Source organism: Pantoea sp. AS-PWVM4, from assembly GCF_000468095.1.
In the GTDB taxonomy this organism is placed as follows: Bacteria; Pseudomonadota; Gammaproteobacteria; order Enterobacterales; family Enterobacteriaceae; genus Pantoea; species Pantoea phytobeneficialis.
The window spans coordinates 38,713-50,482 of the sequence record NZ_ASZC01000003.1 but is presented as its reverse complement, the minus strand read 5'-3'; the positions used below and the strand labels follow the sequence as shown (position 1 = coordinate 50,482).

The following is an 11,770-nucleotide window of genomic DNA, read 5'->3' as shown; positions in this document are numbered from 1 at the left end:
CCTCAGCCTCCCGGTTGCAGACCAGCTTTGATCGCGGTCCAGAAGGCATCTGCATCCGCATCAAACGGCTGCATCCGGCTGAGGGTAAACGCCAGCAAATGGTCATTCACTCGCGCCACGGCGAGCTTTTCATACACCATCACATGTTGATTTTCGAAGCGCAGTGCCACCTCACGCGCCGGTAAACCGGCAACGTCGCTGTCCACCACCGGCCCCAACACCACCTTTTTCATATTGCGTTTAATTTTGCCCAGTTGCTGGCTGAGGTATTGCTCCTCATCCCCCACCGGGATATCCCACGCACGGGTGATCACCAGGGTCGCATCGGCGAACTTCAACACATTGATGCTGTGATCCTGGACTGCGCCAGGCAGGTTAAGTACCCCTTCAGAGAGGGCAAAAGGGACGGTTTTCATGCGTTATCTTTTCCTTGATTAAATGCCGCTTTGACGGCGTCCTGGATTTGCGCCGGGGTTGGCTCTACGGCGGGCAGTGCGCCGGGTTGCTTCAGGTTGAGATCCAGCGTTCCGCCGGTGTTGATCTGGCCAGTGCCGGACGCATCAATATTAAAATTCACGCATTGCAACGTGACCTGGCCGTTAGCACCTAATTCCAGCACCGACTGGCCCGCCACCAGGCGGATGCCGCTGTCGGAAGCCTGCACAATCGCCCCCTGGACACGCTGAATAAAACCGCCCCCCACCAGCTGGGAGTGGGCCAGTTGCGTCGCCTCCGTGTGGCTACCGGACACCGTGCCGTTGTAGTCCTGGGTGACACTGACGGTACGCGAACCGCCAACGCTGTGGGTCTCGTCGTTTTTGACGTTGGTATCCATGTTCTTCTGTGCCTGGATCCACAGCTGCTCTTCGCCCGCTTTATCCTCAAAACGCAGCGCATTGGCGGTGTCTGACGTGCCATCTTTTGAGCGACTGAGAAAACCCATCTGCGTCGCCGCTGCGGGCAGCGCCCAGGGGGGCATACTCGCCTCGTTATACACGCGGCCAATGATCAGCGGGCGGTCCGGATCACCATTGATAAAATCCACCACCACTTCATCGCCGACACGCGGGATCTGTACCCCACCAAAGCCCTGACCGGCCCAGGCGCTGGAGACACGCACCCAGCACGAACTGGTGTCGTCACCTTTTGCCAGTCGGTCCCAGTGAAACTTCACCTTCACCCGGCCATAGCGGTCGGTCCAGATCGACTCCCCCTGTGGCCCCACCACTTTCGCGGTCTGCGGGCCATGCGTTTTCGGCCACGGCGTTCTGGGGGGTGCACGATAGGTGATCGTGGTGGGTAACACGGTAAAGGTGATGTTGTGCGAGGCGGTGACATCGCCGCTGGCATAGCTGTTTTCCTCGAAGCGATATTCCGCACTGGTGGTCAGATACTCACCGTTGTCGCTGAAATGCGGCGCATTAAGCAACTCAAAGGTGTAACCGGGCGCAATGCCGGTCGCCGTACCGGTACCGCTGACGCTGTGATGTTCAACTTCCCAGACTTCCTGACGGATGCGGGTATAGAAATCACCGTGGCTGTGATCAACAAAATGGCCCGGCCAGTCGTACACATCCACCGTACCCGGCGTGGGCGCGACCGGATTCTGCCGCGCCTGCAACATCCAGGCATTCGGTTTGCGGAAATCGTAATCGTCGGTGCTGTACATCCCCGGCGTGACGCTCTCTGCCAGCGACCACTGGCTGATCCCCTCTTCCGTTACGCTGCCACCGGAAACGGCAACGTGGTAGGGAATGGTGGCGTAGCCGCTAAACGGCTGATGCTGATCGGCCGCATCGCACAACACCAGCGTATGTTTATCGGACTCATGGCGGAACCAATAGTAGATCCCCTCCAGCTCCATCAGACGGTTGATAAAATCGAAGCTGCTTTCCTGGTACTGCACGCAGTACTCCCACACCCGATAGCTGCTGGCGAGCTTTGACTCGACATTGACGTTGTACTCCTTCAACAACGTCTGCACGATCTGCGGCACCGTCTGGCTCTGGAAAATACGCAGGTTACGATCACGCTTCATCGGCCACAGATCCGGCTCAACGGTCAGGGCATAAACCGCATAGCGCGTGCCGTTCAGCTCCTCGCTGCGAACCGCTACGCGGGTGATCTTGCCGTTGATATAGCGTGGCGTAAGCAGATTCTGGGTCGGCAGCGTAAAAGTAACCGCTTTACCCAACAGGGCATGACGATCGATGCGGGCATCGGTCGACAGCAGATCCGCCTGAAGGGTGAACGATTCTGACAGGGCTTCACGCCCGCTGAGTTTCCAGAACAGCAGGCCCTCCGTGGGCAGCTGGACGGTGATGCGTGAGAACATAAGTAAATCCCGGAAATAATTAACTGTGAGGATCGAGCAACCAGACACCTTCCGCGCCAATGGTTAGCGTTTGGGCGCGTGCACCGTTATGGCCGCTGATGGCGAAGGTGTAATGTCCCGGTGCCAGTTGCAGTGCCGCAAAGCCATTCGCTGCGGGGACCAGCGCCTGCGGCTTGCCATTCACCTGCACCTGCTCACCCGGTTGCAGGCGAATGTAAACCTGAGCCACCGGTGCCGCAGGAGGGGCCGGTTCCGGCTCGCGCTGAGCCGTCTGGACAGGTGCCGGAGCAACCGGTTTTTCTGCCGGAACCGATGCCGGTGCCGGTGACACAGGCGCCGCAGCAGGCGTGTTGTTCGCCTGCACCGGAGCATCTTCACTGCCCCCGGCCATGATTAAACCTACGCCCAGCCCCACCAGTACCCCCGCAGCGACCAGGCCTGGCAGCGCGAAGCGGTGTTGCATCAAACGTTTAACCGGTGAAACCGCAACGTCTTCTTCCACCGCCTCCACCGGCACCAGCATGGTGCCCGGACCGCTGATTTTTGCCGCGAGCACCGGCTCGGCTTCCCGCTCCGGCAGCGCCATTAACTCGGCAAATGCGTCAATGCTTGGCGGCCGATCTTCTGCCTTCAGCGCCAGCGCGCTGTCGACCGCTTTCAGCAACGCCGGGGAGTAGCCCGCCGGACGACGTTGCGCCAGTGGCTGATAATTGTCTTCGATACTGCGAACCACGCTGACCGGCGGCGGTGCGCCGGTGATCAACGTATGCAGCACGGCACCCAGGGCATAGATATCGGTCCACGCGCCCTGCTCGCTTTCATCGTTATCGCTGTACTGTTCAATCGGCGCAAAGCCGGGACGCAGCATGGTTTCGCTTTCATCGGACAGGTTGCCGATGGTTTTCCGTGCCGAGCCAAAATCGAGCAGTACCGGCTCCCCGTTGCTCTGGATCTGGATGTTGTCCAGTGAGATATCGCGGTGCAGATAACCCGCCTCGTGAATGGTTTTAATCGCCCCAAGCAACGGCGGTAACAGGCGGCGAATCCAGGCTTCGTCAATCTGCTGCGGATTACGCGCACGCAGCGTTGACAGCGTGGTGCCGCTGTAAAACGCCGTCCCCATGTAGGCGGTGTCGTTCTGCACCCAAAAGCGCAGGACATGTAACAGGTTGGGATGATTAAAGCGCGCCAGCAGGCGAGCTTCCTGAATAAAACTGTTCAACCCGGCATGGAAGGTTTTGCTAAAACGTTCGCTGCGTAGCACCAGGTTTAACCCTTCGCTGCGCACCGCCAGCGAGGCAGGCATAAACTCTTTGATGGCGATATCGCGCTCCAGCTGATGATCCCAGGCGCGATAGACAATGCCAAAGCCGCCACCGCCGATGACTTCTTTGATCTCGAACTCATTAAACCGGTAACCCAGGGGCAATGCGTTGGGGACATTGAGGTGATTATCGTGTTCCGACATAGACGAAAACTCTCTGATAACGAACGGCTTTAGACAGCAAACTGGCAAACAAACTCGCCCTGCTCGGCTCGCACCTGTACCCGGCGATAACGTTCATCGCGGGCATGGGCGCTGAGCAGCATCTGACTCATTTGCGGCAACAGGGTATTGGTGAGAATGGCATCGACCATACGGCCGCCGGATTCCACCTCGGTGCAACGCTGCACGATCTGGCTGACCACGGCATCGTCGATGTCTGCCGCGATACCGTGGTTCTCCTCCAGACGGCGCACGATGCGTGCCAGTTGTAACCGGACGATTTGCGCCAGCATCGCATCGCTTAATGGGTAGTACGGCACCACCAGCAGGCGTCCGAGCAGCGCCGGAGGGAATACCTCCAGCAATGGCTTGCGCAGTGCGGTGCTGAGTGCATCCGGCTCCGGCAGCAGTTCGGGATCGGCGCACAGCGCGCTGATCAACTGCGTACCGACATTCGAAGTCAGGATGATAATGGTGTTACGGAAATCGATATGGCGTCCTTCGCCATCTTCCATCCAGCCTTTGTCGAACACCTGGAAGAACAACTCATGCACATCCGGGTGAGCTTTCTCGATTTCATCCAGCAGCACCACGCTGTATGGCCGACGCCGCACCGCTTCGGTTAGCACGCCACCTTCACCATAGCCAACGTAGCCGGGCGGTGCGCCCTTCAGCGTCGAGACGGTGTGCGCTTCCTGGAATTCGCTCATGTTGATGGTGATGATGTTCTGCTCGCCGCCATACAACGACTCGGCCAGCGCCAGCGCGGTTTCGGTTTTCCCTACGCCAGAAGGGCCGCACAACATAAATACGCCAACCGGTTTATTAGGGTTGTCCAGCCGCGCGCGTGAGGTGCGAACCCGTTTCGCAATCAGATCCAGCCCATGACGCTGACCAATGACCCGTTGGTTCAGGGTGTCGGCCAGATTCAGCACCGCATCGATTTCGTTCTTCACCATGCGCCCCAGCGGGATGCCGGTCCAGTCGGCGACCACGGCGGCGACCACGCTGGCATCCACCGCGGCAAACAGCAGCGGTTCTTCGCCTTGCAGGTCATGTAACTGCTGCCGGGTGGCGTCCAGCTCGCTACGCAGCCCCGTATCATCTTCACTGACGCAACGTGCGCGCAACGCGATAAGTTGATCCACCAGCGCCCGCTCCTGCTGCCAGCGCGCTGTCAGCACATCACGCGTGGCGCACAGTGCAGCCTGCTGCCGGGCAATCTCCTGTTGGCGCTCAGGTGCTCCCAGCCCCACTTTGGCCTCGCGCCCGGCGATTTCTGCTTCAATGTCGAGCGCCGCCAGACGATGTAAACAATCTTCCAGCGCCGCAGGTTGCGCCCCCTGGCTGACCGCCACCCGCGCACAGGCGGTATCGAGCAGCGCGACCGCTTTATCCGGTAACTGCCGCGCCGGAATGTAACGATGCGACAGTTTGACTGCGGCGCTGACCGCTTCATCCAGCAGCAACACCTGATGATGTTTTTCCAGCGCACTGACGGTGCTGCGCAGCATCTGAATGGCTTTGGCCTCATCCGGCTCCTGCACCTGCACCGTCTGGAAACGGCGCGTCAGTGCCGGATCCTTCTCAATGTATTTTTTATATTCCGCCCAGGTGGTGGCACCGATGGTACGCAACTGACCACGCGCCAGTGCCGGTTTCAGCAGGTTCGCCGCGTCGCCGGTCCCCTGCTGCCCACCAGCACCAATCAGGGTGTGGATTTCATCCACAAACAACACCACAGGGGTGGGACTGGATTGCACTTCGTTGATCAACGCTTGCAGGCGCGCTTCAAACTCGCCCTTCATCCCGGCCCCGGCCTGCAACATGCCGATATCCAGCAGCCAGAGTTGCACATCGCGCAGTGGCGCAGGCACATCACCAGCGGCAATGCGCAGGGCCAGCCCTTCCACCACCGCCGTCTTGCCGACACCAGCTTCGCCGGTCAGCAAGGGGTTGTTCTGGCGGCGACGCATCAGGATATCCACCATCTGGCGGATCTCTTCATCGCGTCCCGTCACCGGATCGATACGGCCATCGCGCGCACGCGCGGTAAGGTCCTGCGCGTATTGCGCCAGGGTGCTGCTGCCTGCTGCTGCCGGAGCAGCGGCGACATCCGGCTGCGTCAGCGCCTGCTGCGCCTCTTTGCTGTGACCGAGTAAAGTCTCGAATTGATCCAGCAGGACATCGACGTTAATGCGCGAAAACTGAGATGAAATACCTTTCAGCACGCTGGCAAGGCTGTAGGTCTTGAGCATGCCGATTAACAGGTGGCCGCCACGAATGCGGCTGGCCGCATATTTGAGCGAGGCATACACCCAGGCGCGCTCCACGGCGCTGTCGATGTGTTCGGCGAGATCGGAGACGGCACTTGCGCCGCGTGGCAGGCGGTCGAGCGCCGCCACGATATCCCGCGTCAGCGCGTTTTCATCCAGTGAAAAATGACTGATCACCTGCTGTAAGTCACCGTCCTGCTGCTGCATCAGTTGATGCAGCCAGTGCACCAACTCGACATACGGGTTGCCGCGCAGCTTGCAAAAGGCGGTGGCGCTTTCCAGCGAGGTAAATAACAGCGTGTCCAGTTTACCGAATAACACGGCTCGGCTGATTTCTGACATATCGAATCTCTGTAATAGAAGAAGCAGGCTATGTGACAGGAAAAGGCGATTGGGCTACCGTGCGGTAGCCTCAACTTCAAAAACGAAATCTTCACGATCGACAGGCTGTGCCGGCTGCCCCAGCCAACTGGTGTAACCCAACCGGGCATTGCCCCCCAGGGTCGTGCCCTTGACCTCGTCAGCGGCGAGGATCAGGCTGAGATCCCACTGCATTTCAATGCCGAGGTAGTGCCGTACCCAGTCGCGAACTTCACAGGCCCCACGCGCATCGGGCAGGAAGTGCGCGTACTGTTCTGTCGTGAGGGGACCCAGCCGCAGGCGGAAACGGTGCTGCACATCGCGCACCGCCACACCGAGAAACGCGGACTCGCCCAAACGCGGCATATGTCGTCCGGCCGCCAGACGGGCCTGGTCGTGGCTATCCAGCGTCAGCCACTGTGGCTGGTTTTGCTCCAGCCTGACCGGGACGCCAAAGTAAAGGCGCAGAATCCGCACCAGCCCTTCGGCATCGTGCCCATGCCGGCTAAGGTGCCCCACCAGCATCAGGCGCGCATGCAGGCTGAGCGAGCTGGCCTGTTGCTGTGCCGGAAAACCAATCCCGGCCAGACAGGCCAGATAGTCTTGAAAACGTTGGTCGTCGCCGCGATCGAGAGAAGCCGTCGGCTGCGCATCCGCCCAGGCGCGATAAAACAGCAAGGTGGCACGATGATGAAACAGGTCGGCAAACGCCGCCAGACTGTGATCCTGATGGTGGTCGATACGTTCACGCACATACTCGGTCAGATGCGTAGGCAGTGGACCATTTGGACCGAACAGGCCAAAACTGTAGATAGAGATAGCATGACGGCCATCCGTCTCACGCTCACGCACCCCGGCGAGGGTCGCGGGTGCGAAGGTCAGGAAAGGTTTTTGCCCGATGCGCACCGTTTCGAACTTCGGTAGCGGTGCACGTCCCAGCGCATAACGCTGGCCGCTCTGCGCATTGATCCGACGCAGCAGCTGGAACAGATCGTAGCGCCACGGTGCCGCCATCACCGCTGACCAGAAATCATCTGGCAAACGGCTGGCACGCGACAACGGGATAATTTGCGCGCCCTCACTCATAACAACGCCTTCTGGCCCATCCGTGGCGGCCAGTAACCGACTTCGCCGCGTTGCTGGCTGCTGAGGGTGAGTTCGGTAAAGCTGTTCAACGCCACCAGCCGCGCGAAGACACGTTCCAGTACGCTACCAAACAGCCACGGACTGGCCCCGGAGAACACCTGTTCATCCACTTCCAGCGCAATGCTGACCCCACGCGCAAACACTACCGGTCCCGGTTCCGGCACTCGGCGATGTACCGCGCTGAGCTGGCAATGGCGAATACCTTCGATCTGGCGCGCCACTGGCGCTTCCGCCAGGTTGGCGTACAGGCTCAGTAGCTGGCGTAAAGCGCTGGCCCCCTCACCATCGGCGCTGTCCATCAGGCTGAGGTAGTTCATTTGCAGATGGCTGATCAGCCGCCAGGAGGATAATCCTTCCGCCAGCGCCGGACGCGGCGGCGTCGGCCCTTTACACAATGTCAGCTGGCTCACCGGGATCGAGTCCGGCATCACGAAATTACCCTGCTCCTGTTGCAGCAACATCAACGGCAAATCGCGGCTGGTACACATCACCTCGGCGGAGAGGTAACGCATCTCGTCACGCCACGGCGTGTGGTGTTCGTCCACCAGCGAGAGAAACACTTCGGAGCCGATATAACCGGTCCGGGTGCCGTAGCGTTGCGCATGTTCCGACAGGGTGCGCTGCTCACGGCGCAGAGAAAAATAGGCACCGTAGTCACCCTGATCCGGGCTGAAGGTGCTCCAGAAGGGGCGAAACACCTGCTCCTCGCGCTGCCCTGCCACGGTAGCAAACAGACGTTGCACCGAATGCACTTCGTAATCCAGCGGGCGGATATTATCCACCACCAGATGGTATTCATGCTGGCTGTCGCTGACTTTCAGCCGTTCTGCCATTTTCGGAAACAGGTTAATCACCGGGGTGCAGTGCAGCGCCAGATGACTGCGATCGACCACGCTCTCCAGATCCGCATCGGCTTTATCCAGCAGGATGATGATGTCAAACGCGGTGGCTTTGTCACAGCGCGGCAGGAACGTGGCCAGCTGATGCAGACTGATAAACTGGAAGCGGGCAGGAAAGGCAAAATACTCCTGCAACAAACGGTAGCCGTCGAAGTTACGCAGATCATCCGGCAGCAGCGCCTGCTCCGGTGCAAAGCCTTGCTGTTGCAGCGCGTTATCGCTCAGCACCTGACGTTGCGGCTGCGGTTCCACCGATTGCAGCACCATGCCAACACGGTGCTGCATCAGCAACTCCAGTAACTTCAGCGCCTGAATATCCGGCCCGCTGAGGTAGAGCATCAACTCATCCAGCGTCAGTTGGCTGAGCGAGGCCACCCCTTCACACTCAATGCGGATACGCAACGCGCTGGCCGCTCCCAGACCGCTCAACTTCAGCTCACCGAGTGGGATATCACCAGGTACGCCACCCAGCGCCACATCGCTGATGCGCAGCGGATGCAGCATCACGTCATGTGCCGTGGTGTAACTACAGGTGACGCCCGATTTTTTCAGGCTCTGGCTCTCCATCATGGTGCCACGCGGCACCAGAAAACCGTTGCTGATGTCCCCTTTGCGACTATCCGGCGTCAGTTGCGCTATCGCCATCGAGGGTGTCGGCGCTAAATAACCCGGCGCGATCATCTCCAGCAGTCGTTGTGAAAAGCGCGGAAACTCGGCATCCATTTTCAATTGCACGCGCGAGGTGAGAAACGCAAAGCCTTCCATCAGTCGCTCAACGTAGGGATCGGCGATATCAATGCCGCGCATCCCCAGCCGTCCTGCCACTTTGGGATAACGTTCGGCAAACTCTGCGCCCATCTCACGCAGATAAGCCAGTTCGCGGTTGTAGTAGTCGAGTAGTTTGCTGTCCATGATTACCCCGCATCCTGTAATTCGAAATGACCATTCTCCAGATCAACCTCGGTGCGAAACAGAAACTCCAGCGGATAGGGTACGCACCACAGACGCCCTTTGATCTCAATCGACAACACGTTGTGCAGGTCAAGCGCGGTCAGATCGCTGACGCAACGCACCTGCAAGCCCTGCGGCAGAATGCGCGGTTCAAAATGCAAAATGGCGTTGGTCATTTTGCGCTGGATGTCCTGCCATTCGATATCTGACATATTTTGTCCGGCCAGCGGTGCCACACCGAAATTCCACACCGAACGTTGTACCTCGCCATACGGGCTGAGATCCTGCTGTGCTTCGTTGTTGATGGTGTTAAACAGCCACTGCAAGTCGCGCAGTACATGGCGACGCAGGGTGCTATGGGTGATCAGCACGCTGTTACCCGGCTCGCTACGTTTGTCCGGTGCATCGTCCGTCAGACGATCCAGCAGCGAGGATTGCAACTTGTCGCGTGAGGTCAGCGTGTCGCGATTTTTACGCGCACGATACCCCCCATGCAGTTGGGCGTAGCCGTCATCACGACTCATGATCTGGCCCGATGTCGTTAAAGGTCAGGCGCTGAAGGGCCAGCAGCGAGAACTCCGCGTTGTCGCTCAACCAGACTTTCTGACCAAGGCCGATAAACTGGCTTTCATCGTGGCCCAGCGGCTGCCATTCGGTAACGCTGCCACGCAGCCAACGTTCTTCGGCCTGTACCGGTAAGGGATAGCGCAGCGGAATCTGACACACCTGTTCGCTGCCATCGACCAGTTGGATCAACGTATGACGCCACACCAAATCCGTGACGCTGGCCGGTGGCTGGAACTGCATTTCACGGATGGCGGCAAACGGCACCCAGTAATAACGCCCATTGACGATGGCCTCACACACCGGACCGAAACGGCTGTCGCCATCCATCAGCCATGAAAACGCCACCTGCTGATCCTGCTGCTCCAGTGTGCCGGGATTGGCCTGCGCATCGTCCAGCGCCTGTTGCCGCAACTCGGCACCGCGTGCCGCGTCACCCGTGACTTCGGCCTGCAACGCCGCCAGCAGGGTTTCGCACCACGGCCAGGCACTGCCCGGCAACTGCGGCTGCGCTTCACCGCGCAACACCGCTGCACGCTGCTGTTCCCCGGCAATCGCCTGCTGGAGCAAGGTGATGGTCGGCTGCGCCTGGGGGGTGAGCGCCAGCCAGGATGGCAACTGCGTCTGCGCGCGTCCCCAGTTACCCGCCAGACACAGCAGTTGGACAAAAGCGGCGCGCAGATCGGCATCGGCTGGATTGGCCTGGATTTGCGCCGTAATCTGCGCCAGATTATCCGCCAGTGATGCAGTTGCCAGACGTTGTTGTAACGACTCCATGCAAACTCCTTTTGCGTTAGTTAAGGGTGCGGTAAGCGGCAGCAGCTGGATCTTGCAGCTCCGGGTGCAGCTGCTCCACCAGCTCGACTTTCAGCGGCGCGGCACTGTGTAACCAGGGCGACCAGACTTTGCGTACTTCCTGTAAACGGGCGCGCAGCGCGCTTTCATCAGCGGCTTCGCTGGCGGGCATCTGCACCACCACCTGCTCCGGTGCCTGCCAGCCGTTAAACTGTGCGCTGAACGGCAGCACCAACCAGCTTTCCGGCGATTTCTCATTCGCCAGCACCATCCGTTCACGGTTTACGGTGGTAATGGTCAGCTCGCTGGCGGGTTGCCCGCTACTTAATCCGGCAATCGGAAAGCCCTGTACAAAAGTGACGTCTACCGACTTTGGCGCACCGCTACCCATCTGCGTCAGGGTGCTGTGGCCGCTTAACCAGCCATCCTGACCGCATACCAGCCCCTGCTTCGACGGTACAAAGATGGCGCTGGATTGCGCCGGTTGCTGCCACCAGGTACGGAAGTGGCACCCATCCAGCAGGCTAAATTGCTGCCAGGGGGTGGTGTCGGCGGGTGGCGAACTGATCGCCGGAGCCGCAGGTGCCGGGACGGCCGCTTGTGGCGGCGGCGTGACAACCGGTTGCCAGTTTTGCTCCCGCTCAGCATTCCCTTCGGCCAGCGCATTGCCATCCGCATCCTGCAATTGCCAGTGCAGCTGTTGCAGCGCTTTACACTGCGACGCCATCAACCCGGCAACACGCGGCAGAAAGCTATCCAGCACCGTGGCACTTTTTTCCCCTTTGGTGACAATGCGCAGGTTCACACTCTTCTGACACCAGCTCGCCAGTTGGTTATCTTTTACGTCATCAATCCACACATCCAGTTTCTGTGTCGGGGACTGCACAATGCGGTAGTTCTCGGCCATAGCCTGCGTACTCAGCAGCAACGCCGCCAGTCCCAGTAATCCATATTTCAT

The 11,770-nt window shown here is 59.6% G+C and carries 9 protein-coding genes; all 9 read right to left on the bottom strand.

The window, feature by feature from the left end; all coding sequences use genetic code 11:
• Nucleotides 1-2: 2 nt before the first annotated feature.
• The 9 genes from L579_RS02865 to L579_RS02825 are packed head-to-tail and all read right to left on the bottom strand — an operon-like array spanning nt 3 to nt 11,770.
• Entirely contained in the window at nt 3-416 is a 414-nt protein-coding gene (locus L579_RS02865; RefSeq protein ID WP_021182763.1) for a DcrB-related protein, read from the bottom strand.
• Nucleotides 413-2,335 (bottom strand): type VI secretion system Vgr family protein, encoded by a 1,923-nt coding sequence (locus L579_RS02860; protein WP_021182762.1) that lies wholly within the window; start codon nt 2,333-2,335, stop codon nt 413-415. Before L579_RS02860 ends, L579_RS02865 begins: the two co-directional genes overlap by 4 nt.
• A gap of 19 nt (nt 2,336-2,354) precedes the next feature.
• Nucleotides 2,355-3,803, bottom strand: coding sequence for a serine/threonine protein kinase (locus L579_RS02855; RefSeq protein WP_021182761.1), 1,449 nt, complete (start codon nt 3,801-3,803; stop codon nt 2,355-2,357).
• A 29-nt stretch (nt 3,804-3,832) separates the two neighbouring features.
• Nucleotides 3,833-6,439 (bottom strand): type VI secretion system ATPase TssH, encoded by a 2,607-nt coding sequence (gene tssH, locus L579_RS02850; protein ID WP_021182760.1) that lies wholly within the window; start codon nt 6,437-6,439, stop codon nt 3,833-3,835.
• 54 nt (nt 6,440-6,493) lie between these two features.
• Nucleotides 6,494-7,543 carry a type VI secretion system baseplate subunit TssG gene (tssG, locus tag L579_RS02845; RefSeq protein ID WP_021182759.1) on the bottom strand — a complete coding sequence of 350 codons (1,050 nt, stop codon included), beginning with the start codon at nt 7,541-7,543 and terminating at the stop codon, nt 6,494-6,496.
• Nucleotides 7,540-9,414: a type VI secretion system baseplate subunit TssF gene (gene tssF / locus L579_RS02840; protein WP_021182758.1), complete on the bottom strand. Its 1,875-nt coding sequence runs from the start codon at nt 9,412-9,414 to the stop codon at nt 7,540-7,542. Before tssF ends, tssG begins: the two co-directional genes overlap by 4 nt.
• A 2-nt stretch (nt 9,415-9,416) precedes the next feature.
• Nucleotides 9,417-9,977: a type VI secretion system baseplate subunit TssE gene (gene tssE / locus L579_RS02835; RefSeq protein WP_021182757.1), complete on the bottom strand. Its 561-nt coding sequence runs from the start codon at nt 9,975-9,977 to the stop codon at nt 9,417-9,419.
• Nucleotides 9,967-10,794 carry a type VI secretion system accessory protein TagJ gene (locus L579_RS02830; RefSeq protein ID WP_021182756.1) on the bottom strand — a complete coding sequence of 276 codons (828 nt, stop codon included), beginning with the start codon at nt 10,792-10,794 and terminating at the stop codon, nt 9,967-9,969. The genes tssE and L579_RS02830 overlap by 11 nt, the downstream gene beginning before the upstream one ends.
• Before the next feature lie 16 nt (nt 10,795-10,810).
• A complete protein-coding gene (locus L579_RS02825; protein WP_021182755.1) occupies nt 10,811-11,770 on the bottom strand; it encodes a hypothetical protein in 960 nt (319 codons plus the stop codon).